Raw genomic sequence first — 24,318 nt, forward strand, 5'->3', positions numbered from 1 at the left:
TTCGTCCGTCCGCCTCTCTCCGCCGCGCAGGCCGGAGAGAGGCGGTGACGCGCTTAACGCTTAGCCGGTCGCCACAGCCACAGTACGGCTATCGCCAGCGCAAACAGTACGCCAAACCCGACGCCCGTTGCGACAGCAGGCGCACCCGCCTTTATCGCCAGCGTATAGAGCCCCAGCATCACCAGCATCGCGCTGTTCTCACCGAGATTCTGCACCGCAATCGCGTTGCCGGAACCGACGCTCTCTTTGCCCCGCGCCTGCAGCAGCGCGTTCAGCGGCACCACAAAGAAACCGCCCAGCGCGCCAATCAGCATCAGCAGGAGATAGGCGCTGACCAGCGAATGCTGCAGCGAGAAGACGACGACCATCACGCCAATCAGAACGCCCGCGGGCATGCAGCGGCGCACCGTCTCCAGCGTCACCAGCTTCGCCGCCGCCGCCGCTCCCAGCACAATCCCGATTGCCACCATCGCATTCAGGGTGGTGGGGGTGGTGTTGTCGCTGATGCCCAGCGCCACCGGCACCCACAGCACCAGCAGGAAACGCAATGTCACGCCAGCGCCCCAGAAGAGGCTGGTGCCGAGCAGCGAGAAGCGCGTCTCTGCGTCGCGCCACAGCAGCCCAACGGCATCGAAAAAGCGGCGCACCATGACGCCCGGCCGCCAGCTCTGGCCTGGCCGCGCCGCCTGCAGTTTCGGGATAAAGAGGTTCGCGGCGACCGCAATGCCGTAGGTGAGCGCACAGATCCCCAGCGCCGCCAGCAGATGCCAGTCCGCCAGCATTCCGCCCGCCACCGAGCCGAGCAGAATGGCGGCGATGGTCGAGCCCTCCATCAGCCCGTTGGCTTTGACCAGCTTCTCGCCGTGGGTAATCTCACCCAGGATGCCATATTTGGCCGGAGAATAGGCGGCCGCCCCCGCGCCGACCAGGGTATAGCCGATGAACGGATTGAAGCCGAAGCAGATGGTCAGCGCCCCCAGCAGCTTCAGGCTGTTGGCGAGCATCATCACCCGCCCTTTTGCCATGCTGTCCGCCACCTGACCGACAAAAGGCGCCAGCAGAATGTAGGCCGCGACAAAGAGCATCTGCAGGATCGGCTGGCTCCAGTCGGGATAGAACTGGCTTTTCAGCAGCGCCAGCGTGGCAAACAGCAGCGCGTTATCGCCGAAGGCGGAAAAGAACTGGGCGACAATCACGGCAATCATGCCGCGTGACATCAGCGGTGCAGTGCGATCAGGGCTCATGTCTGCTCCTCTTCCGCCATCTTTTTCAGCGTCACATAGTCAGGTTTGCCGCTGCCGAGCTGCGGCAGCTGTTTCACCACCCGGATGTCGCGCGGCAGCGCCAGATCCGGCGCGCCCAGCTCGCGGGCCGCTTTCTGCAGCGTGTCGCGCGCCAGTTCAGCGTCGGTGGTGAAGAGCACCAGCGCTTCACCGCGCTGCCCATCGGGACGCAGTGAGGCGGCGTGCTGTTTGTCCGGCGACGCCTTCAGGGCGATCTGCTCAACGATCTCCAGCGACACCATCTCACCGGCAATCTTGGCAAAGCGTTTGGCACGGCCCTGAATCTGGCAGAAACCGCCTTCATCAAAGCTGACGATATCGCCGGTGTCATACCAGCCCGCCTCCATATTGCCTTCACCATCGTCGGCGACCGGCGCTTCCAGCACGCCAGGGTTTTCGACGCGCAGATAGCCCTTCATCACGTTTGGCCCGCGCAGCTGCAGCCGTCCGCCGTTCTCGATGCCCGGCACCGACATCAGCCGTGAATCCATGCCCGGCAGAATCCGTCCGACGGTGTGCGCCTTCGTCGCCATCGGCACGTTGATGGCAACCACCGGCGCACACTCGGTGACGCCATAGCCTTCAAGGATGCGGATACCGTACTTCTCCATATAGAGCTGGCGGGTGTTCTCCTGCAGCTTCTCGGCCCCCGCCACCACATAGCGCAGGCGGGCAAAATCGTACGGCGCGGCAAAGCGCGCATAGTTGCCCAGGAAGGTGGAGGTGCCAAACAGCACGGTGCAGTTGCGGTCATAGACCAGCTCCGGCACGATGCGATAGTGCAGCGGGCTGGGGTAGAGAAAGACCTGCGCACCGGTCATCAGCGGCGTAAACAGGCCGACGGTCAGGCCAAAGGCATGAAACAGCGGCAGCGCCGACATAAAGCGATCGCGCGGCGTGAAGTCCGCCACGGTGCGGATCTGTTCGACATTCGCCAGCAGGCTTTTATGCGAATGCACCACCCCTTTGGGATTGCCCTCCGAGCCGGAGGTAAACAGCACCATCGCGGCATCTTCCGGCTGCTGCGGCAGTTGGGCGCGGCGCGGCATCAGCAGGTGCGCGACGATCCAGAGTTTATCTTTCGCGGTCACCGTCTCTTTCAGATCTTCCAGATAGATCCACTGCACCTCACCGAGCCCCTGCGGCAGATGCCACAGGTTGCCTTTCTCCAGGAACTGCCGTGAGGTGAAGACCGTTTTAATCTGCGCGGCGGTCAGCGCCGCCCGCATGCCGTTCACGCCTGCGGTGTAGTTAAGCATCGCCGGAACGCGACCACGCAGTGAGGCACCGAAAATCGCTGCGGCCGTCACGGTGGTATTCGGCAGCAGCAGCCCCACCACTTCACGCGGCTGACTGTAGCGTTCCAGAATCCGGCCCACGCCCAGCGACTTTTTCAGCAGTCCGTTGTAGCTGTCAGGTTTGAAACTGACATCTTCGATGCAGCGCTTAAACGCGCCGTAGCGGGTCCGGGCGGAGAGCAGCGCCTCAAACAGGGTTTCACGCGGACGCACCGCCATGCGCGCTTCCATCATGATATGGTGCAGATGCTCCCCGGCCAGCATACGCCGGTCGCGCGCCCGTTTCGCCTCCGGCATCGGAATGCGCGTGGCGGGCAGCACAGAGAGGGTGATGCGCGGGAACAGGCGGCGTTTAAACACCCCCGCCAGGCGACCAAACGGCGTGAACTCTGCGCCTTCAATCCGCATCGGCACCACGTTCGCACCCGAGCGGGCCGCGACAAAGCCCGCCCCGCTGTAGATCTTCATCAGCGAGCCGGTGACGGTAATCCGCCCTTCCGGGAAGATCACCACCGGACGGCCACTGTCGATCAGCCGCACCAGCTGCTTCAGCGCCATCGGCCGGGTCGGGTCCAGCGGCACAAAGTCGATAAACGGCCTGACCAGGCGCATAAACCAGCTTTCGCCGATGGTCGAGTAGATGGCGAAGACCGGTCTGACCGGCAAAAATAGCGCCAGCAATATGCCGTCGAGAAACGACATATGGTTCGGCGTGATCAATACCTTCTGTTTATGCAGTTCGGCGACGTCGCCACGCAGTTCGACCCGCCATAACAGGCGGAAGATGAGGCGCAAGAGTGTGAAAACCATGCCGGCTCCTTAGCATCGGGGAAAAATAGGCCCTCACGATGCAGGATTTGAGGCAGTTCGACAACAGAATTATCGCCACACCGACACCGCATCAGGGTGCCTGCCAGCCGCCGCCGAGGGCGGCAATCAGCGCCACACTGCTGACCCACTGCGTGCTCTGCAGCGTCAGCAAACTCTGCTGGGCACTCAGGCTGCTGTTCTCTGTGGTCGCCACATCCAGGTAGTTAATCATGCCCGCCTCATACTGCAGACGCGTCACCCGCGCCGAGGTCTGCGCCGCGTCGGTGGCACGCTGCTGCGCGGCAACCTCGCCCTGTAGCGTGTTCAGCTCTACCAGCTTATCTTCCACCTCCTGCATCGCGGCCAGCACCGTCTGACGATAGGTCGCGACGCTGGCATCCCAGGCTGCCCGCGCCTGATCGACCCTGGCAGAGGTCGCGCCCGCGTCAAACAGCGTGCCGCTCAGCTCTGGCCCCAGTGACCAGACGCGGTTTGGCAGCGAGAACAGCGAATGCAGCACCGAAGCGCTGACACCCCCGCTGGCGCTCAGGGTCAGGTCGGGATAGTAACCGGCCACCGCTACCCCCACGGCGGCATTGGCGGCGGCCATATTGCGTTCGGCGTATGCGATGTCAGGACGGCGCTGCAACAGCTCGCCCGGCAGGGCTGCCGGAATCGCGGGCAGCGTGGCGGTCAGCGGCGCGGCGGTCAGCGTAAAGTCAGCGGGGGCTTTGCCGACCAGCAGCGCAATGGCGTGTTCCATCTGCGCGCGCTGCCACTGATAATCCTGCGCCGAGGCGCTGGCGCTCTCCAGTTGCAACTGCGCCTGAGCCAGAGTCGCACGCGATGCGGTGCCCGCCTGATACTGGCTGTTAATGACGTTCAGGTAGCGCTGATAGGCATCAACGCTCTGCTGATAGCACGCGATTTTCTGATCCATGATGCGCAGCTGGAAATAGTCCTGTGCCAGCTCAGACTGGGCGCTCAGGGTAATATTGGCCAGCTCTGCCGCGCTGGCCGAGGCGCTGGCGCGATCCTCCTCCAGCGTGCGCCGCAGTTTGCCCCACAGATCCAGCTCCCAGCTGGCACTCAGCGCCGCCTGATGGCTGCTGCTGGTGGTGCGAACGCTACTGCCAGTGGCATGGCTGCCGCTGCGCGTCACGCTGCCGTCATAGCCCAGCGAAGGAAACAGCGCTGCGCGAGACTCGGCCGCCAGCGCCTGCGCCTGCCGGTACTGCGCGGCATAAGTCGCCACGTTCTGATTCGATACGCTCACCTGGCTCAGCAGCCCGTCTAGCGTGGCGTCATGGTAGACCGACCACCATTTGCCTTTGCTTTGCGCATCCAGCGGCGTCGCCCGCTGCCAGCCCCGGGCCTCTTTATAGTGAACCGGCATCGCCACCGCCGGGCGCTGATAGTCGGGACCCACGCTACAGCCAGCCAGCAGCAGCACAATAAACGGGATAAAAGGTTTCATGGTCAGGATTCCGCATGGCGCAGACGACGCCATTGACGTTGAGTGGCACGACCCAGACGATCGAGCCACAGATAAACCACCGGGGTGGTAAACAGCGTCAGCAGCTGGCTGAGCGCCAGTCCGCCCGCGATGGCGATCCCCAGTGGACTGCGCAGATCGGCATCACCGCCGCTGCCCAGCGCCAGCGGCAACGCGCCGAAGAAGGCGGCCAGCGTCGTCATCATGATCGGACGGAAGCGCATCAGACACGCCTGAGTGATCGCCTGCTGCGGCGACATACCCTGCTGCCGTTCCGCGTCGATAGCAAAATCGATCATCATGATGGCGTTCTTTTTCACGATACCGATCAGCAGGATGATGCCAATCAGCGCGATCACCGTGAGCTGCGTGTTGGTCAGCAGCAGCAGTAACAGCGCGCCGACGCCCGCGGACGGCAGGGTTGAAAGAATGGTCAGCGGATGGATGTAGCTCTCGTAGAGCACGCCGAGCACGATATAGACCGCCGCCAGCGCTGCCAGAATCAGCCACGGCATGGTGGCGGTCAGCTGGGAAAAGGCAGCGGCGGTACCGGCAAAACCGGCGTGAATGGTTGACGGCAGGCCCAGCTTCGCCATCGCCTGTTTAATCAGCAACTGCGCCTGCTCCAGCGAGACGCCCTCATTGAGGTTGAATGCTACGGTACTGGTGGCGGACTGGCCCTGATGCGCCACCGACAGCGGCGCATTGCCGCCGCTGAAGCGGGCAAAAGCGGAGAGCGGCACGCGGTCACCGCTGTCGTTAATCACATAGAGTTGCTGCAGCGTCTCCGGATTGGCGGTGTCGCTATCCTGCAGCGACATCACCACGTGATACTGATTCAGGGTGTGGTAGAGCGTGGCGATCTGTCGCTGACTGAACGCATTGTTCAGCAGCGTATCGAGCATTTTCACATTGACGCCCAGCCGTGTGGCGCGGTCACGATCAATGGTCAGCTCCACCTCCTGACCGCCAGTCTGCGAGTCCGAGTCCACACTGTTGAGCTGGGGGATCGCCGCCAGCGCCGCCTGTACTTTCGGCGTCCAGACCCGCAGCAGATCAAGATCGTCCGCCTGCAGGCTGTACTGATAAGTCGCGTTAGCACTGCGTCCGCCAATGTGCAGATCCTGCGCCGCCATCAGGAACATCTGTGCCCCGGCGATGTGGCTGGTTTTGCGCGTCAGCCGGTTGGCCACTTCGCTGGCCGTGGCATCACGCTGGTCAAAGTCCTTCAGCCGCACAAAGAAGTTGGCGCTGTTACGGGAGCCAAACATCCCGCTGCCCATCGACGACATTACGCTCTCAACCGCCGGATCTTCCTGAATGATTTTGGTGAACATCAGCATTTTTGGCTTCATCGCCTGAAACGAAATGTTCTGATCGGCACGCAGCGCGCCCATCAGCAGCCCGGTGTCCTGATTCGGGAAAAAGCCCTTCTGCACAACGGTGAACAGGAAAACATTGAGCAGCACGGTCAGCAGCAGGCTGAGCATGGTCAGTTTCTGATGGCGCATCACCCAGGCCAGCCCGCGTCCGTAGGCGGCCAGCAGGCGGCTCAGCTGGTTCTCAATAAACTGATAAAGCGGATGCGGCCGCTGGCTGACGGGCGGCTTCGGTTTCAGCAGGCGTGCGCAGAGCATCGGCGTCAGGCTGAGCGAGACAAACAGCGAGATCAGCAGCGACACCGTGAGTGTGACAGCAAATTCGCGGAACAGTCGCCCGACAATGCTGCCCATCAGCAGAATCGGGATAAACACCGCGATCAGCGATACGGTCATCGACAGCACGGTAAAACTCACCTCCTGCGCCCCGCGCAGCGCCGCCCGCAGCGGACTCAGCCCGCGCTCAATGTGACGGGTGATGTTCTCCAGCACCACAATCGCATCATCCACCACGAAGCCGGTGGCGATAATCAGCGCCATCAGCGACAGGTTATCCAGGCTGTATCCCAGCAGGTACATCACCGCACAGGTGCCGATCAGCGACACTGGCAGCGCCAGTGCCGGAATGATCACCGCCTGCAGATTGCGCAGGAAAATAAACACCACCGCGATGACCAGCAACACCGCGATCAGCAGCGTCTCTTCGGTGTCATACAGCGAGGCGCGCACGCCCGGTGAGCGGTCAACGACCACCTTCAGCTGGCTGTCAGCGGGCAGGCTCTTTTCCAGCCGCGGCAGTTGCGCTTTTATTGCGTCGATGGTTTCGAGCATGTTGGCGCCCGCCTGACGTTTAATGCCGATCATCACCGCAGGCGTGGCATTAAGGAATCCCGCCTGATAGCGATCTTCCACCGAGTCATAGACCGTGGCGACGTCACGCAGCCGCACCGCTTTGCCCTGCTGCCAGGTGATGATCAGATCGCGGTAGCTGGCGGCCTTCTCCAGCTGGCCGTTGCTGTCCACCAGCCACGACTGGTCACTGCCCTGTAAGATCCCTTTGGGCAGATTGGTGGTGCTGTCGGCGACGGCGGCACGCACCGTCTCCAGCGAGATGCCGTAGTGGGTCAGCTTCAGCGGCTGCAGATCAATCCGCACCGCGGGTAAGGCGCTGCCCATCAGCGACACTTCGCCGACGCCCTGTACCTGCCCCATCGCCTGTTCGATTTTGCTCTCCGCCAGATCGTAAAGCTCGCCGGGCGTGCGGGTCGCAGAGGTCAGCGCCAGCATCACAATCGGCGCGTCTGAGGGGTTAGCTTTGCGATAAGTCGGCAGCGAGGCCATGGCGCTCGGCAGCAGGCTGCGCGCCGCGTTGATCGCCGCCTGCACGTCGCGCGCCGCGCCATTGATATCGCGGTCCAGCTCAAACTGCAGGATGATGCTGCTGGAGCCCTGCGAGCTGCTGGAGGTCATCTCGCTGATACCGGCAATCTGCCCGAGTGAACGCTCCAGCGGGGTCGCGACGGTGGCCGCCATGGTCTCCGGGCTGGCCCCCGCCAGGCTGGCGCTGACCATGATAGTCGGGAAATCGACCTGCGGCAGCGGTGCCACCGGCAGCAGCCGGTAACCCAGCGCACCGAGCAGCAGGATCGCCAGCGTCAGCAGCAGCGTCGCCACGGGACGAAAGATAAATAGCCGTGTCAGGTTCATTGCCCGCTCCGCGCCTGCTGCTGACGGCGTTTCACCCAGGCGTTGCCGCGCTGCGCCAGCCCGTCAAACCAGAGGTAGATGACCGGCGTAGAGAAAAGCGTCAGCACCTGACTGACAATCAGCCCGCCGACAATCACCAGCCCCAGCGGCTGTCGCAGCTCGGCACCCGAGCCGGAGGCGAGCATCAGCGGCAGCGCGCCGAGCAGCGCCGCCATCGTCGTCATCAGAATCGGGCGGAAGCGCAGCAGGCAGGCCTGATGAATCGCCTCACGCGCGCTGAGGTGCTGCTGATGTTCCGCCTCCAGCGCGAAATCGATCATCATAATGGCGTTCTTTTTCACGATGCCGATCAGCAGGATGACGCCAATCAGCGCAATCAGGCTGAACTCCGTGCCCGCCAGCAACAGTGTCAGCAGCGCGCCCACCGCCGCCGACGGCAGAGTAGAGAGAATCGTGACCGGATGGATAAAGCTTTCGTAGAGGATGCCGAGCACCACATACATGGTGATCAGCGCCGCCAGAATCAGCCACAGCGTGTTGCCGGTGGCGCTCTGGAATGCCGACGTTTCGCCCTGGTAACGCAGCGTGGTGCTCTCCGGCAGCTGCAGCTGCTGCCGCATGTCGGCGATTGCCCGCTGGCCATCCTCCAGCGAGTAGCCTGGATTCAGGTTGAAGGAGATCATCACCGCCGGGAACTGATTCAGCCGCATGTGCATCAGTGATCCGGTACGCTGATGAATTGTGGCGATAGCGGTGAGTTTTACCATGCCGCTGCCGGACGTGGTGCTCTCCGTGGCTGAGGATGAGGATGTGGTGGTTGATGACGTCGTGCTGCTGGATGACGACGTGGAACTGCTGCTGGTGGACGGCTGCAGATAAACATCATCAAACGACGCCGGCCCTTGCTGGAAGGCCGGCGCCACTTCCAGCACTACCCGATACTGATTCGACTGGGTAAAAATGGTCGAAACCAGACGCTGACCAAAGGCGTTATAGAGCGCCGTGTCCACGTCCGATGCGGTAATGCCGAAGCGCGCCGCTTTGTCCCGGTTCAGCTCCACGTAAGAGACGCGCCCCTGATCCTGCAGGTTACTTACCACGCCATTAAACTCGGGCCGCTGCTGCAATGCCGCCACCAGTTTCGGCGAGGCGCTGACCAGATTTTCACTGTCAGCGTCGTCCAGGGTGAACTGATACTGACTCGGCGAGACCTGGTCGTTGACGGTGAGATCCTGCGCGGGCTGCAGATAGAGCCGGATACCCGGCACGCTGGCGGTCGCCTGGTTCAGCTGGCTGATCACCTCGCTGGCGCTGAAATCGCGGGAGCCAAATGGCTTAAGGTTGATCTGCAACCGGCCGCTGTTGAGGCTGGTGTTGGTACCGTCGATACCGATGGTCGATGAGACACTCTCTACCGCCGGATTTTTCAGGATCAGTGCTGAGAGCGCCTGCTGCCGCTCAGCCATCGCGTTAAATGAGACATCCTGTGAGGCGACGGTGACGCCCTGAATCAGCCCGGTATCCTGGGTCGGGAAGAAACCCTTCGGCACCATCAGATAGAGCAGCGCCGTCAGCCCGAAGGTCGCCAGCGCCACCAGCAGCGTCAGTTTCTGGTGATTGAGCACCACGGTCAGCAGCCGGTCATAGCCGCGCACCAGCCGGTCGAACAGCGCGCCGCCCTTGCGGGCAAAGGTAGACTGCTGCTCTGGCGGAATGTGGCGCAGCAGATACGCGCACAGCATCGGGGTCAGCGTCAGCGACACCCCCATTGACACCAGGATGGCCACCGCCAGCGTAATCGCAAACTCCCGGAACAGCCGCCCAACCACATCGCCCATAAACAGCAGCGGGATCAGCACCGCAATCAGTGAAAAGGTCAGCGAGATGATGGTGAAGCCAATCTGCTGTGAGCCTTTCAGCGCCGCCTCCATCGGCGACTCGCCCTGCTCCAGCCTGCGCGAAATGTTCTCCACCACCACGATGGCGTCATCAATGACAAAACCGGTAGCAATGGTCAGCGCCATCAGCGACAGATTATTCAGGCTGAAGCCCGCCAGATACATCACGCCAAAGGTGCCGACCAGCGACAGCGGCACCGCCACGCTGGGGATCAGCGTGGCGGCCACGTTGCGCAGGAACAGGAAGGTCACCATCACCACCAGCGCAATCGACAGCATCAGCTCAAACTGTACGTCGCTGATTGAGGCGCGAATGGTCTGAGTGCGGTCGGAGAGAATCGTCATCTTCACCCCGTCCGGCAGCGCGGCCTGCAGTGCGGGGAGCTGTGCCTTGATGTTGTCCACCACCTGAATCACGTTCGCACCCGGCTGGCGCTGCACGCTGATGACAATCGCAGGCTGGTTGTTAGCCCATGCGGACTGGAAGCTGTTCTCTGGCCCCTGTTCGATATGGGCGATATCTTTCAGGCGCAGCGCCGCACCGTTCTCATAAGTGAGGATCAGGTTGCCGTACTCTTCGGCGGTACGCAGCTGATCGTTAGCGTCGATGGTGACCGAATGATATTTGCCATCAAAGCCGCCTTTAGAGCCATTGACGTTGCTGTTGCCGATCAGCGTATTCACCGCCTCCAGTGTCAGATGATGCGCCGCCAGCGCCTGCGGATTCATCTGCACCCGAATGGCGGGCTGATGACCGCCCGCCAGCGTCACCATTCCGACGCCGGAAATCTGCGACAGTTTCAGCGCCACCCGGGTATTCACCAGGTCCTGCACCTCGGTCAGCGGCAGCGTGCCGGAGCTGGCTGCCAGCGTCACCACCGCGCTGTCCGCCGGGTTAACCTTTTTGTAGGTCGGCGGATTGGGCAGATCGTCGGGCAGCAGGTTATTTGCCGCGTTGATGGCCGCCTGTACCTCCTGCTCGGCGACATCCAGCGACAGATCCAGGCTGAACTTCAGGGTAATGATCGACGAGCCGCTGGCGCTGGTGGAGCTCATCTGGCTCAGACCCGCCATCTGTCCTAACTGGCGCTCCAGCGGTGAGGTGACCGATGACGCCATCACATCCGGGCTGGCACCCGGATAGAGCGTAGTGACCTGAATAGTCGGATAGTCGACCTGCGGCAGCGCCGAGGTCGACAGGAATTTATAGGCAAAGATGCCCGCAATCAGCACGCCGACCATCAGCAGAATGGTGGCGACCGGACGCAGAATAAACAGGCGAGACGGGTTCATTTTGACACAGCACCGGCAGCAGGCGTCTCATCGGCCAGCGTGACCTTGCTGCCGCTGGTCAGACGATCGATCCCTTCAGTCACCAGCCGATCCCCCGGCGAGACACCGCTGAGGATCGCCTGCTGGTCGTCGCCGAACGCGGGGCCGGTGGTGACCGCTTTGCGCGTGACGGTGTGATCCTGATTGATCACAAAGACAAAGCTGCCGTCGCTGCTCAACTGCAGCGCCTGCGCCGGGATCACCGTCGCGCCTTTGAGCATCCGGGTCTGCAGCCTGATATTCACAAACTGGTTAGCAAACAGCGCTTCATCCTGGTTGGCAAACACCGCTTTCAGCGCCACGGTGCCGGTAGCCGTGTCGATCTGGTTGCTGATGAACTTTACTTCGCCGCTGGCGAGCTGGTGCTGGTTGTCCTGATCGAACAGCGTGGCGGGCAGGCTCTGCCCCTGATGCAGCACGCTGACCAGCGCCGGGAGGTTGCTTTGTGGCACGCTGAAGGTGACGGCGGCGGGCTGCATCTGAGTGATGGTCACCAGACCGGTGCTGCTGGAGCTCTGCACCATGTTGCCGGGATCGACCTGACGCAGACCGACGCGCCCGCTAATCGGGGCGGTAATCCGGGCATATTCAATGCTCAGCCTGGCGCTGGCGATCTGTGCCTGATCGGCGGCGACCGCGCCGCGATACTGTCCGACGGTGGCAATCTGACTGTCGAGATCCTGGCGCGCCAGCGCATCCTGTGCCGCCAGTTTGCGGTAGCGCGCGAGCGTCAGCTCGGCGCTTTTCAGCAGCGCCTGGTTTTCGCTGAGTTCACCCTGATACTGGTTAAGCGTTGCCTGAAAGCTGCGTGGGTCGATCTGGGCCAGCAGCTGTCCGGCGCTGACCTTCTGCCCTTCGGTAAAGAAAATCTGCTCAAGCTGGCCATCAACGCGGCTGGTGACCGTCACGCTGGCGCTGGGGATCACCGTGCCCAGCGCATCCAGCCACACGGGCACATCGGCCTTACTGGCAACCCCGCTGTGGACCAGGGTTGCACCTCCCCCCATCGTGCCGTGCGCACCCGGTTTATTCCCGGAACCCGATAAGAGCAGACGCCAGAGAATGCCAGCCACTATCGTGGCCACCAGCAACAAAAGCAGCCACTTAAGCCCGGAAGTACGCGCCGGGCGAGAAAAGTGAGTCATCGTTAAACTCTTCAGCTAAGCAAAAAAGAAATCCCGGAATGTGCGGAATGCGGCATGGAGAAACGGCAGTTAAGCGTGAACTGCCCGATTTCAGGGGAGCTATTATCCGTGAAAGGTGACGCGCCTTTCCATTGGCAAACTGTCAGGGTTTCGTTAAGAACGATGAGGATTAGCAGGCGTTTTTACGCTCTCCCTGGCCGCATGCAGGCAAAAAAAACCCACGCTTCTGCGTGGGTTGGTGTAATAACAGGGTCTCACCGCCGAAGCGGTGTTGTTTTCACACCCATCAATACCTCTGGGATCGCTATCGTCGCACTGATTTGCCCTGCGGTGACAGCGTGAAAACGCAACCGAATTCGGGGAAGTGCAACGAGGTGTGAAAATTAGCCACCCCGCGCTTACACTCTGATTTTTCTAGGATTTATCTGAAGCGCCGGTGACCGGCTTGCTGTAGATTGCGTCCGGCGCGATGTTCATGTGCTTCAGCACCGGCCCCATGATGTTGCCGAACACCGGAGCGGCCACTGAGCCACCGAAGTGATCGCCCGCCGTCGGATGGTTAATCATCACTACCAGCGCCACTTCAGGATGACTGGCGGGCGCGAGACCGGCGGTGTAGTTGACGTAGCCGCCATCATATTTGCCGCTGGTGCCCATCTTTTCCGCCGTACCGGTTTTGGTTGCCAGCCGGTAGCCCGGCACCGCCGCCTTCACCCCGGTGCCGCCCGGCAGCACGTCGCTCTCCAGCATATGGACCACCTCTTTGACCGTTTCCGGATTCGCGACCTGTTTGCCCAGAACCGGCGGCGTCACGCGGGTGATCGACAGCGGACGGTAGACACCATAGGAGCCGAGCGTGGCATATTCACGGGCAATCTGCAGCGGCGTGACGCGCAGACCATACCCGAACGAGAAGGTGGCGCGTTCGATATCGGCCCAGCGGGCGCGATGCAGCGGGAAGTAGCCCACACTTTCGCCGGTCAGGCCTAAGCCGGTCGGTTTACCCAGTCCGAACGCATGGTAGGTGTTGACCAGCGCTTCGGCGGGCATCGCCAGCGCCATATGCGAGACGCCGATGTCACTCGACTTCTGCAGGATGCCGGTCATGGTCAGGCGCGGCCAGTGGCCGACGTCGCGGATCAGGTGCCCGTTAACCCGATAAGGCGTGGTGTCGATCACCGAGTCGGGCCGCACCAGATGGCGCTCCAGCGCCTCCATGACCACTAACGGTTTGACGGTCGACCCCGGTTCGTAGCTGTCGTTGATAGCCGAGTTACGCATCTGCGCCGGCGTGGCCCCTTCATAGTTGTTGGGGTTGAACGACGGATAGGAGGCCATCGCCAGAATCTCGCCGGTGTCGATCTTCACCAGCACGGCGGCGCCGGAATCCGCCTTGTTGAGCAGCACGCCGTCGCGCAGTTTGCTGTAGAGGGTGTACTGATCGTATTTGTCGATGCTGAGCTGCACCGTTGGCGGCTGCGTTGGCGGCTGATAGTTAATCATCGAGATAATGTTGCCCGCCGCATCCTGGCGATAGACCTCTTTGCCCGGCTCGCCCTGCAGCACCTTATCAAAGCCTTTTTCCAGCCCGTTCAGACCGACGTTATCGGCCCCGACGATGCCGATGAGCGGCGCAGAGGCTTCGCTCATCGGATAGAAGCGGCTGTCATCATAGACTTCGCTGATCCCCTTCAGCTTCAGCTCTTTAATATCTTTGGCGATCCCCAGTTCGATTTTGCGCCCCAGGTAGAGAAAGCGGCGTTTCGGGTTGGCGGTGATCTGCGCGGCCAGCACTTCGGGACGGGTGTTGAGCGCCGCGGCAAGGTAGGCCCATTTGGCACTGGTAAAATCGGGGTTGCTCTCCAGCACGCGCTGCGGATCGGCGATCACATCACGCGACGGCACGCTGAGCGCCAGGGCTTCGCCGTTACGATCCAGCAGGGTGCCGCGACTGGTAGGCAGCGTGACGGTTCGCAGCGATCGCTGATCCGCTTCGTGCTCCAGCATCGGCTGATTCAGGAACTGCAGGTCCGCGACGCGCGCCAGCAGCACCACCAGACAGGTCATCACACCCAGGCAGATCAGCCGGAATCGGAAAGGGTTAAAGGGGGCTTTTATCTGGTCTTTTCCCAGTAGTTTTTTAATCCGGGGCATGGCGTTCCGCTGCGCAAAATAAAGAAAAGGGGCTAAGCCAGCAGTTATAAAGAAAGCGCGGTCCGGATAACAGGAAAACTGTGTATCAGTTCGTTATCGGACACCGGTTGGCGGCAAAAAAAAACCTGCGCATCTGCGCAGGTTGGTGTAATCAAGAAAATCTATTGATGTTCACCCATCAATACCTCTGGGACCCTGACTGTAGCAAGGGTGATTGATCGGCTGCCATCACTCAAACGCAACAGTTACCGGCAAAATGTAACCAGCCATGAGATCTTTACGCTATTCTGCAATCCTGATGTTTTTTGATTTCCACCAGGCAACTCATGGCGTTTGGCCCCTGGGTCAGCGACGAGGTGCCGATGTCGAGCGTAAGAACGTTAGGGTTCCCTGCGCGATCGTAAGGCTGCCACGCCTGGCCAAAGCCAGGATCAAACCAGGCTCCGGTGGCGATGATCACCACGCCCGGCGTGACCCCGTCGGTGATCCGCACACCCGCCAGCATCACCCCGCGAGCGTTGCTCACCTCGATCTCATCGCCCTCTGCCAGCCCGCGTGCCGCCGCATCCTGCGGATGCATGTAAAGCGTTTCGTGGCCGGCGGTTTTATTCCCCTGCACCGTATCGGTGGCGTCCAGCTGACTGTGCAGCCGGTCGGCAGGCTGAATGGAGATCATGTGCAGCGGATAGTCGCGGCTGACCGGCGATCCCAGCCACTCCTGCGGCTCACGCCACTCCGGATGCCCGGCGAAATCGTCCAGCTCATAATCCGCAATGGTCTGGCTGAACAGCTCGATTTTGCCGCTGGCCGTTTTAATCGGATTCGCCTGCGGATCGGCCCGGAAATCCTCCATAAACTGATAAGGCTTGCCGCCTTCGGGGATTTCCACAAATCCGCGCTGCCAGAACTCATCAAATTCCGGAAAATCGATCCCTTTACGCTGATGTGCCGTGGCGCACTGCTGATAGAGATGCGCAATCCACTGCATCTCGTTGCGCCCTTCGGTGAAGGTGTCGCGGTAGCCCAGGCGCTCCGCCAGGTCAGCAAAGATATCGAAGTCGTTACGCGCCTGATGCTGCGGTTTAATCGCCTGATGCATTGCCAGCACAAAGCGGTCGCGTGAAGAGCCGCCGATGTCGTTGCGCTCCAGCGTGGTGGTCGCGGGCAGGACGATATCCGCCATCCGGGCGGCAGGCGTCCAGACGATATCCTGCACCACCACCGTATCGGGCCGCTGCCAGCCCGCCACCAGCCGGTTCAGCTGCTGATGATGATGGAAAGGATTGCCGCCCGCCCAGTGCACCATGTGAATGTCGGGATAGTGCAGCGTCTCGCCCTGAAAACGGTAAGGCTGACCGGGATTGAGCAGCATATCGCTGATCCGGGCCACCGGAATCGACAGCCCGGCGGGGTTAGGACCGGTGCTCATCATCGGGGCAGGCCCCTCCTGACGCGGGTTACCGACGCTGTTCATCGAGCCGTGACCAAATGAGAAACCGGCCCCCGGCAGACCCGGCTGACCGAGCATCGACGACAGCGCAATCATCATCCAGTAAGGCTGCTCGCCGCGATGGGCGCGCTGAACCGAATAGGAGCAGGTCATAAAGCTGCGCTTGCCGATCAGCTGCTGCGCCAGCTGCACAATACGATCGGCCGGAATGCCGGTAATGCGGCTGGCCCAGCCGGCGGTTTTCGCCACGCCATCCGTCTCGCCCAGCAGATAGGCACGCAGCTGCGGCCAGCCGGTGCAGTGACTGGCGAGAAACGCCTCATCCACTGCGCCACGCTGGTTGATCTCATACCCCAGCGCCAGCATCAGTGCCACGTCGGTATTAGGGCGAATCGGAATCCACTCGGCGTTTACAAATTCCGGGCAGTCATCGCGCATCGGACTGATGTTAATCACCGGCGTGCCTCTGGCCGCCAGCTGCTGCAGCGCCGGTTTCAGGCTGTGCTGCCCCGCTCCGCCGGAGGCGACCTGAGCGTTTTTCAGCGCCAGTCCCCCGAACGCGACAAAAATCTCAGCATGTTCGACCACCTGCGGCCATTCGGTCACGCGGCCGGTCAGTGGCATGTAGGTGCCAATCACATAGGGCAGGAAGAACTGCGCGGCTCCCCAGCTGTAGTTGCCCTGCTGATCGACGCCGCCGCCGCCCTGAAAATAGAAGCGGCGCACCAGGGTGCGGGCGTGGTTAACGCGACCGGCCGATGACCAGCCGTAGGAACCGTTGAAAATGCCTGAGGCACCGTAGCGCTCACGGACGCGGCGATTCTCTTCCGCCACCAGGTCCAGCGCGGTCTCCCAGTCAACGGCAACAAAGTCTTCGCGGCCACGCAGCGTGCGGTCGCTGTTTTCGCGTGACTTCAGCCACGAGCGCCGCACCATCGGCTGACGGATGCGTTTGTCGGAATAGACCAGTTCTGGAATGGTGTGGATCATCGGTGACGGATCGGCATCGGCGAAGAAAGGTTCGCAGCCCGTCAGGCGATCGTTTTCAGTGACGGCGGTAAAGGCGCCCCAGTGCGCCAGGTGTGGCACTTTGGTTTTCATCGTTGTTTTTCACGGTAGCCAGGGGGGACAGGGAGCATAACATGGGGCGGCCTCTCAGCAGAAGATGTGCCTGCGGGTCCGATTTTGCCCCTTTTTGCGACGACGCTGGCATTCTGTCGGGTTGATGTGTCTGCCCTTTTCCGTAACACTGATGCGATGTGTAAACGTTTTCCCCCGGACAGGTCAACGCATGGCTACCATAAAGGATGTTGCGCGACTGGCTGGCGTTTCTGTCGCCACAGTCTCCCGTGTAATCAATAATTCTCCCAAAGCCAGCGACAGCTCCCGACAGGCCGTAGGCCAGGCGATGGAGCAGCTTCAGTATCACCCGAATGCCAACGCACGCGCGCTGGCGCAGCAATCGACCGAAACGCTGGGTCTGATTGTGGGCGACGTCTCCGACCCCTTTTTTGGCGCCATGGTGAAAGCCGTGGATGAGGTCGCAGGCGACACCGGTAACTTTCTGCTGATTGGTAACGGTTACCATAATGAGCAAAAAGAGCGGCAGGCAATTGAACAGCTGATGCGCCACCGCTGTGCGGCGCTGGTGGTTCACGCCAAGAAAATTCCCGATGCGGAGCTGGAAGTGCTGATGAAGCAGGTGCCCGGTATGGTGCTGCTGAACCGGCTGATAAAAGGTTTTGAAAAGCGCTGTATTGCGCTCGACGACCGCTACGGCGCCTGGCTGGCGACCCGCCATCTCATCCAGCTTGGCCACCAGAATATCGCTTTTATCTGTTCGACCCACACCATCTCTGATGCCGAAGATCGCCTGCAGGGCTACTACGATGCGCTGAAGGAGCATGGCCTGCCCTGCAGCGATCGGCTGGTCACCTGGGGCGAACCGGATGAGGTGGGCGGTGAGCAGGCGATGACGGAACTGTTAGGGCGCGGCAGGAACTTTACCGCCGTCGCCTGCTACAACGACTCCATGGCGGCAGGCGCGCTGGCGGTGCTGAGCGACAACGGCGTGCGCGTGCCGGAAGAGATGTCGCTGATTGGCTTCGATGATGTGCTGGTGTCGCGCTATGTGCGTCCGCGCCTCACTACCGTGCGCTATCCGATTGTCACCATGGCGCAGCAGGCGGCTCAGCTGGCGCTGGCGCTGGCCAACGACCAGCCGCTGCCGGAAGTCACCCATATGTTCAGCCCGACGCTGGTGCGCCGCCATTCGGTAAGCGGCCCCGCCTGACGTCACGGCGGCGGGTCCGGCGCATCCGCGCTCCCCGCCGCTCCCCCGCACCAGACGATAACCTGCCCTCTCTTTTTATACCCGCCAGCACGATCCACTATGTAGAGCCTTCTTTGTTTCAGGTCAAAACCGCGCGCATTAATTTCCGGAAATCACTACATGTAGGGAATAGAATTCTCAGAACCCCAATATGTGGTTCATGGAGAGAAAAATGGCGACGGTGGTAATCAAACGTGATGGGTGCCGGACAGGCTTCGATGCGCAGCGTATTGAGCATGCGGTGTTGGCGGCGGCACGGGCCGTAAAGGTCGATGACAGCGCCTGGTGCGCGCAGGTCGCTGAGCGCGTCGCGGCGCAGCTGGCCAATCGTCCGGAAGTGGATATCGGTGAGATTCAGTGCGCGGTCGAAGAGACGCTGATGGCGGGCCCCTGGCCGCAACTGGCTCGCGCCTATATTGAATACCGTCACGATCGCGATGTGGCCCGCGATCGGCAGAGCCAGTTGCATCACGCCATTCGCGGGCTGGTCGATCAGACCAACGCCGCGCTGCTGAATGAGAATGCCAACAAAGACAGCAAAGTGATCCCGACGCAGCGCGACCTGCTGGCCGGGATCGTGGCGAAGCACTATGCGCAGCAGCAGATCCTGCCGCGCGATGTGGTGCTGGCGCACGAGCGCGGCGAGATCCACTACCACGATCTCGACTACTCGCCCTTCTTTCCCATGTTCAACTGCATGCTGATCGATCTTAAAGGCATGCTGACCAACGGTTTCAAAATGGGCAATGCCGAGATCGAGCCGCCCAAATCGATCGCCACCGCCACCGCCGTGACGGCCCAGATCATCGCGCAGGTCGCCAGCCACATTTACGGCGGCACCACCATCAATCGCATCGATGAGGTGCTGGCGCCGTTTGTTAAGCAGAGCTATGCCCGGCATCTGGCGATCGCGGAACAGTGGCAGATCCCGCAGGCAGAAGCGTATGCGCGCCAGCGCACCGACAAAGAGTGCTATGACGCCTTTCAGTCGCTGGAGTATGAGGTGAATACCCTGCACACCGCCAACGGACAGACTCCGTTTGTCACCTTTGGTTTTGGTCTGGGAACGGACTGGGCAGCCCGCCTGATCCAGCAGTCGATTCTGCGCAACCGCCTGGCCGGACTCGGTAAAAACCGTAAAACCGCCGTCTTTCCCAAACTGGTGTTCACCATTCGCGAAGGCGTTAACCGGCGTGCAGGCGACGTTAACTATGACATCAAACAGCTGGCGCTGGAGTGTGCCAGCAAGCGGATGTATCCCGACATCCTCAACTACGATCAGGTGGTGAAAGTCACCGGCTCGTTTAAAACCCCGATGGGCTGCCGCAGTTTTCTTGGCGTCTACGAAGAGAACGGCGAACAGATCCATGAGGGCCGCAACAATATCGGGGTGATCAGCCTCAATCTGCCGCGCATCGCGCTGGAAGCGGGCGGCGATGAAGCGCGCTTCTGGCAACTGCTGGATGCGCGTCTGCTGCTGGCGAAGCGGGCGCTGATGACGCGGGTGGCGCGGCTGGAGAAAACCAAAGCGCGCGTGGCCCCCATCCTCTACATGGAAGGGGCCTGCGGTGTCCGGCTCAACGCCGATGATGAGGTGGGGCCGATTTTCCGCAATGGCCGCGCCTCCCTGTCGCTGGGCTATATCGGCCTGCATGAAACCCTGAATGCCCTCAGCGGCGGCCAGAAGCACCCCTATGATGACGCGGCGCTGCGCGCGAAAGGGGTGGAGATCATCGCCTATCTGCGCGCTGCCACCGATCGCTGGAAAGCCGAAACCCATTACGGCTTCAGCCTCTACAGCACGCCGAGTGAGAATCTCTGTGACCGCTTCTGCCGTCTGGACGCGGCGCAGTTTGGTCTGGTGGCGGGCGTGACGGACAAGGGCTACTACACCAACAGCTTCCATCTCGACGTTGAGAAGAAGGTGAATCCCTACGATAAAATCGACTTTGAAGCGCCCTATCCACCGCTGGCGAATGGCGGATTCATCTGTTACGGCGAATACCCGAACGTGCAGCACAACCTCAGGGCGCTGGAGGATGTCTGGGACTACAGCTACGACCGCGTGCCCTACTACGGCACCAACACCCCGATTGATGAGTGCTACGACTGCGGCTTCAACGGTGAGTTTACCTGTACCAGCCGCGGCTTTACCTGTCCGCAGTGCGGCAACCACGATCCGGCGCGCGTCTCCGTCACCCGGCGGGTCTGCGGTTATCTTGGCAGCCCGGATGCGCGGCCCTTTAACGCCGGAAAACAGCAGGAAGTTCAGCGCCGGGTGAAACATCTGGCAGAAGGACCGCTGGGATGATGCATATCCATCGCTACTACGATGTGGATATCGTTAATGGCCCCGGCACCCGCTGCACGCTGTTTGTCGCCGGTTGTGAACATCAGTGTCGTGGCTGCTACAACCAGAGTACCTGGCGAACCGACTCGGGCGTGCCTTTCACGCTGGCGATGGAGGAGCAGCTGCTGGCGGATTTGCAGGACACGCGCATTCCGCGTCAGGGATTGTCGCTGAGCGGCGGCGATCCGCTGCATCCGCACAACGTGCCGCACATTCGCCGTCTGGTGAGGCGGGTGCGCCAGAGCTGTCCCGGTAAAGATATCTGGCTCTGGACCGGTTACCGGATGCAGGAACTGAATGCCGCGCAGCGCGCCGTGCTGATCTATCTCGACGTGCTGATTGATGGCCGTTTTGTCGAAGAGGAGAAGGATGCCTCGCTGCCCTGGCGCGGCAGCCGCAATCAGATCCTCTGGCAGCTACGCTGAGTGACGCGGGATGTCGCCCGACTCAATGATAGTGACGCTTTCGCCCGCCGGCGTGAACGCCTGCTGATGCAGACAGCGGGCCACGTCACGTGCGCTCACCGCCCGCCAGTGACCCGGCAGCAGAGAAAAGAGCGGGGCCATCAGGCGTTCCCCCGGACGCGTCTGCGCCCGATCGCCCAGCAGTAACGAAGGCCGTACCAGCGTCAGGTGCGGCCAGCCCTGATGGCGCAATGCGTTTTCCATTTCGCCTTTCACGCGACTGTACAGGAAAGGTGAGTGACGGCTGGCACCATGGGCACTCACCACCAGCATCTGTTTTGCCCCCAGCCGCAGTCCGCTCAATCCGCTGTCCACCACCAGGGTGTAATCGACGTGAATAAACGCCGCTTTGCTGCCCGCCTGCCGGCGCGTGGTGCCCAGACAGCAGAACACCGTATCCAGCGAAGAGTGCAACGGCCCGAGTACATCGGTCAGGTCGGCCTCCACCGGGTTGACGACCTTACGCAGGACAGGCAGCGGACGACGGGTTGGCGCGATGATCTCATCGACGCGCGGATCCTCAATCAGTAAGCGCAGCAGATGCGACCCGACTAAGCCGGTGGCTCCGGTCAGTAATACGCGATTCATCTCAGATTCATCCTTATTTCACTGCTGACAGCTTAAAAGATAGCTGATCTTAACGGTCTGGCTTGCGTTCTCGCCCATAGCGACCAGGCTTAAATCCTGATCCGGAAAGCGCGCCTCGCGCTCCACTGCTTTAAGGAGGAAACAAAATGAGCAAGAAAGTTGCGGTTTTGATTACCGATGAATTTGAAGACTCAGAATTTACGTCACCTGCTGAGGTCTACAAACGCGCCGGGTTTGAGGTAGTGACCATTGAGAACCAGGCCGGAAATGTCGTAAAAGGCAAAAAAGGCGAAGCCGAAGTGACCATCGATCGCAGCATTGACGACGTCAGCCCGGCTGAGTTTGATGCGCTGCTGCTGCCAGGCGGTCACTCGCCGGATTCGCTGCGTGGCGATGACCGCTTTGTCGCCTTCACCAAAGAGTTCGTCGCCAGCGGTAAGCCTATCTTTGCTATCTGCCACGGCCCCCAGCTGCTGATCAGCGCCAACGGCGTGCGTGGTCGCAAGATGACCACCGTAAAAGCCGTTGCCATCGACCTGATCAACGCCGGTGCCGACTTCCATGATAAGGAAGTGGTGGTTGACGGCGATAAGCTGGTGACCAGCCGCACCCCGGCCGATTTACCCGCCTTCAATCGCGAATCTCTGCGTATCCTCGAAGCGCTGTAAATCCGTTGCGCCCTTTTCGCTGAAAAGGGCGTTTCAGCTTTCCCGCAGCCAGCTGATCTTCTTACCAAATCCCAGCGCATTGTCGGTCATCTTCACCTCATCAAGCTGAATCTCCCACAGCGGTGCTGAGACTTTGCGCGACACCGGAAACCGTTTCTGATAGGCGGCTCTGGCGGCATTCTCCGTTTCCTCCTCCAGCCGCACAATCCGGCCCCGATACTGCACCCCTTTTATCAGCAGCACGCTTCTGGGCTGGCCATTGACGGTGCCCGCGACCTGCGGATTCTTCAGCATCAACGCCCCGTGACGGGTGTCGGGCTCGGTCATAATCCAGAACACCATGCGCGCTTCATCGAAGACGTAGTAGCAGTTGGCGCACCAGAGTTGATCGTCGTCGGCAGAGCAGAGAGAAAGCACATGTTGCTTTCGGAGATAGCGAACCAGATGGGCGTGATCGGACAAGGTAAACTCCTGGCGATGCACCGGAGCGTGAAGCGCGCTACACTGCCCGGCACCTTTTTTTGGGAAATGATTGCGAATGAGTCAGCAGTGGCAACTCTACATCGTCCGTACGGCGAAAGGGAGCCTGTACACCGGCATCACCACGGATGTGATGCGCCGGTTTGATCAGCACCAGACCGGACGCGGCGCCCGCGCGTTGCGCGGCAAAGGTCCACTGGCGCTGGTGTTTCACTGTGATGCAGGTGACCGTGCCAGCGCCTCCAGACTGGAGTATCAGGTCAAGCAGCTGACCCGTCAGCAGAAACTCCAGTTAGTGGCAGGTCAGCCGGTCAGCCTGGAGAGCTGGCTGGGTATTACAGCAGGCGATTAAAGGGCTCGGCGAAGTCGATCTCTCCGTCTGCGCCCTCAAACGCCGTCTCTGCCAGGCGATAGACCTGGAACGTCGCCTCGCTGTCCGGCCAGCGGCTGTGCAGGCCGACGCGGGCTGCCGGTTCAAAGCCAAAGCGGCTGAAGAATGCCGGATCGCCCAGCACGACCACCGCGCTGTAACCGAACTCGTTGAGGGTATCCAGTCCTTCATAAATCAGTTTGCTGGCAATGCCCTGCCCGCGTAGCGTCTCATCCACCGCCAGCGGGGCCAGCGCCACCCAGCCACGATCTTCACCTTTAACGCTGACCGGACTGAATGCAGCATAACCCAGCACCTGTCCCTCATCGTCAGTGGCGACCACGCCTAAGGTTAACAGGCCATCTTCGCGCAGCGACTGCGTCAGTTCCGCCTCGGCGGGCGACGTGAAACAGCGTCTGAGCAGCGTGTCGATGCCTGCGGCATCCACGCCAATTTCGCTACGGATCAGCATAGGGCACCTGCGCGTGCCTGTCCGGCCTTCGCGTCCTGTTTCATCCCGGCGTCGACAAAGGCCGCCATCTGCTGAATTGCCGTGCGTAACGCGGTGGGCATAGCCTCGGGTTCAATAGCATCCATTACGTTCTTCACCTCAAGTCCCAGTTCAGTGTCCCCTTCAATCACCAGACGGCGTTGAAAGAAGAGCATGTCGGGATCTGCTTTACGTGCTGCCACCAGCAACAAATCATTGGCATTGCCCCGAAACCAGACATCCGCTTCGGACTGTTGCAATACCACCAGCCGGCCGTCCTGCAGCGTGGTAATCCATTGCAGATTGAGATCGGCAATCCCGATACCCAGCAGGCGACCTTCCAGAAAGTCTAACTCACCTTCAGCTAAAGCATGACGAAATTGCCAGTTTAAGAGTTGTTGCAGAAGCCGCTTTTTGACCGGGAATGGGGTAAGCGCTGCGGGTAAGCCTAAGATTTCCGGAGCCTTTTTCACAAAATGGGCATGAATCCGCTTTAACACTTTTGTCCCTCCCTTCAGAAAATTTTACGTATATTGCCATATCCGTTTCGACACACCTCATCCGGGATCAATAAAAATCGCGCTCCCGGCAGGAAAAAAAGCCGCGCCGGTGGGGAGGAACGAAA

17 protein-coding genes are annotated in these 24,318 nt (G+C 61.0%); 5 read left to right on the forward strand and 12 right to left on the reverse strand.

The genetic code is table 11. From position 1 onward, the window contains the following. Positions 1 to 53: 53 nt before the first annotated feature. The 8 genes from lplT to S7A_RS16555 form a co-directional block, all read right to left on the reverse strand. Positions 54 to 1,244, reverse strand: a complete 1,191-nt coding sequence (lplT, locus tag S7A_RS16520; RefSeq protein ID WP_009092375.1) for a lysophospholipid transporter LplT — start codon at positions 1,242 to 1,244, stop codon at positions 54 to 56. Then, positions 1,241 to 3,391, reverse strand: coding sequence for a bifunctional acyl-ACP--phospholipid O-acyltransferase/long-chain-fatty-acid--ACP ligase (gene aas, locus S7A_RS16525; RefSeq protein ID WP_009092376.1), 2,151 nt, complete (start codon positions 3,389 to 3,391; stop codon positions 1,241 to 1,243). The genes lplT and aas overlap by 4 nt, the downstream gene beginning before the upstream one ends. A gap of 91 nt (positions 3,392 to 3,482) precedes the next feature. Further along, positions 3,483 to 4,868 (reverse strand): efflux transporter outer membrane subunit, encoded by a 1,386-nt coding sequence (locus S7A_RS16530; RefSeq protein ID WP_009092377.1) that lies wholly within the window; start codon positions 4,866 to 4,868, stop codon positions 3,483 to 3,485. Between the two features lie 2 nt (positions 4,869 to 4,870). Next, positions 4,871 to 7,972, reverse strand: coding sequence for an efflux RND transporter permease subunit (locus S7A_RS16535; RefSeq protein WP_009092379.1), 3,102 nt, complete (start codon positions 7,970 to 7,972; stop codon positions 4,871 to 4,873). After that, entirely contained in the window at positions 7,969 to 11,163 is a 3,195-nt protein-coding gene (locus S7A_RS16540) for an efflux RND transporter permease subunit (RefSeq protein WP_009092380.1), read from the reverse strand. The genes S7A_RS16535 and S7A_RS16540 overlap by 4 nt, the downstream gene beginning before the upstream one ends. Then, positions 11,160 to 12,347: an efflux RND transporter periplasmic adaptor subunit gene (locus S7A_RS16545; RefSeq protein WP_033736423.1), complete on the reverse strand. Its 1,188-nt coding sequence runs from the start codon at positions 12,345 to 12,347 to the stop codon at positions 11,160 to 11,162. The genes S7A_RS16540 and S7A_RS16545 overlap by 4 nt, the downstream gene beginning before the upstream one ends. Positions 12,348 to 12,761: 414 nt before the next feature. Continuing rightward, positions 12,762 to 14,501: a penicillin-binding transpeptidase domain-containing protein gene (locus tag S7A_RS16550; protein WP_009092384.1), complete on the reverse strand. Its 1,740-nt coding sequence runs from the start codon at positions 14,499 to 14,501 to the stop codon at positions 12,762 to 12,764. A 277-nt stretch (positions 14,502 to 14,778) separates the two neighbouring features. Then, complete coding sequence (locus tag S7A_RS16555; protein ID WP_009092385.1) at positions 14,779 to 17,052, reverse strand: molybdopterin guanine dinucleotide-containing S/N-oxide reductase; 2,274 nt, start codon at positions 17,050 to 17,052, stop codon at positions 14,779 to 14,781. A 190-nt stretch (positions 17,053 to 17,242) separates the two neighbouring features. Between S7A_RS16555 and galR the strand changes: the two genes are divergently transcribed. The 3 genes from galR to nrdG all read left to right on the forward strand — a co-directional run bounded on the left by galR (position 17,243) and on the right by nrdG (position 21,058). After that, the gene (gene galR, locus S7A_RS16560) at positions 17,243 to 18,244 is read left to right on the forward strand and encodes an HTH-type transcriptional regulator GalR (RefSeq protein WP_009092386.1); all 1,002 of its coding nucleotides are present in this window, start codon (positions 17,243 to 17,245) and stop codon (positions 18,242 to 18,244) included. 211 nt (positions 18,245 to 18,455) lie between these two features. Further along, a complete protein-coding gene (gene nrdD, locus S7A_RS16565; RefSeq protein WP_009092387.1) occupies positions 18,456 to 20,594 on the forward strand; it encodes an anaerobic ribonucleoside-triphosphate reductase in 2,139 nt (712 codons plus the stop codon). After that, positions 20,591 to 21,058 carry an anaerobic ribonucleoside-triphosphate reductase-activating protein gene (gene nrdG, locus S7A_RS16570; protein ID WP_033736424.1) on the forward strand — a complete coding sequence of 156 codons (468 nt, stop codon included), beginning with the start codon at positions 20,591 to 20,593 and terminating at the stop codon, positions 21,056 to 21,058. Before nrdD ends, nrdG begins: the two co-directional genes overlap by 4 nt. Here nrdG and S7A_RS16575 read toward each other — a convergent pair. Beyond that, positions 21,050 to 21,685, reverse strand: coding sequence for an NAD(P)H-binding protein (locus tag S7A_RS16575; protein ID WP_009092389.1), 636 nt, complete (start codon positions 21,683 to 21,685; stop codon positions 21,050 to 21,052). The genes nrdG and S7A_RS16575 overlap by 9 nt on opposite strands. A 146-nt stretch (positions 21,686 to 21,831) precedes the next feature. Between S7A_RS16575 and S7A_RS16580 the strand changes: the two genes are divergently transcribed. Then, a complete protein-coding gene (locus S7A_RS16580; RefSeq protein WP_009092391.1) occupies positions 21,832 to 22,353 on the forward strand; it encodes a type 1 glutamine amidotransferase domain-containing protein in 522 nt (173 codons plus the stop codon). 33 nt (positions 22,354 to 22,386) lie between these two features. Here S7A_RS16580 and S7A_RS16585 read toward each other — a convergent pair whose 3' ends face one another. After that, positions 22,387 to 22,815 (reverse strand): YhbP family protein, encoded by a 429-nt coding sequence (locus S7A_RS16585; protein WP_009092392.1) that lies wholly within the window; start codon positions 22,813 to 22,815, stop codon positions 22,387 to 22,389. A gap of 76 nt (positions 22,816 to 22,891) precedes the next feature. On the opposite strand from S7A_RS16585, the gene S7A_RS16590 reads away from it, so the two are divergent. Continuing rightward, positions 22,892 to 23,185 (forward strand): GIY-YIG nuclease family protein, encoded by a 294-nt coding sequence (locus S7A_RS16590; RefSeq protein ID WP_009092393.1) that lies wholly within the window; start codon positions 22,892 to 22,894, stop codon positions 23,183 to 23,185. Here S7A_RS16590 and S7A_RS16595 read toward each other — a convergent pair. After that, positions 23,169 to 23,675 carry a GNAT family N-acetyltransferase gene (locus S7A_RS16595; RefSeq protein ID WP_009092394.1) on the reverse strand — a complete coding sequence of 169 codons (507 nt, stop codon included), beginning with the start codon at positions 23,673 to 23,675 and terminating at the stop codon, positions 23,169 to 23,171. The two genes, S7A_RS16590 and S7A_RS16595, sit on opposite strands and share 17 nt — an antisense overlap. After that, the gene (locus S7A_RS16600; protein WP_009092395.1) at positions 23,669 to 24,193 is read right to left on the reverse strand and encodes an SCP2 domain-containing protein; all 525 of its coding nucleotides are present in this window, start codon (positions 24,191 to 24,193) and stop codon (positions 23,669 to 23,671) included. The genes S7A_RS16595 and S7A_RS16600 overlap by 7 nt, the downstream gene beginning before the upstream one ends. Between the last annotated feature and the right edge of the window lie 125 nt (positions 24,194 to 24,318).

Origin of the sequence: Pantoea sp. Sc1 (genome assembly GCF_000255315.1) — a bacterium.
Classification (GTDB): Bacteria; Pseudomonadota; Gammaproteobacteria; order Enterobacterales; family Enterobacteriaceae; genus Pantoea; species Pantoea anthophila.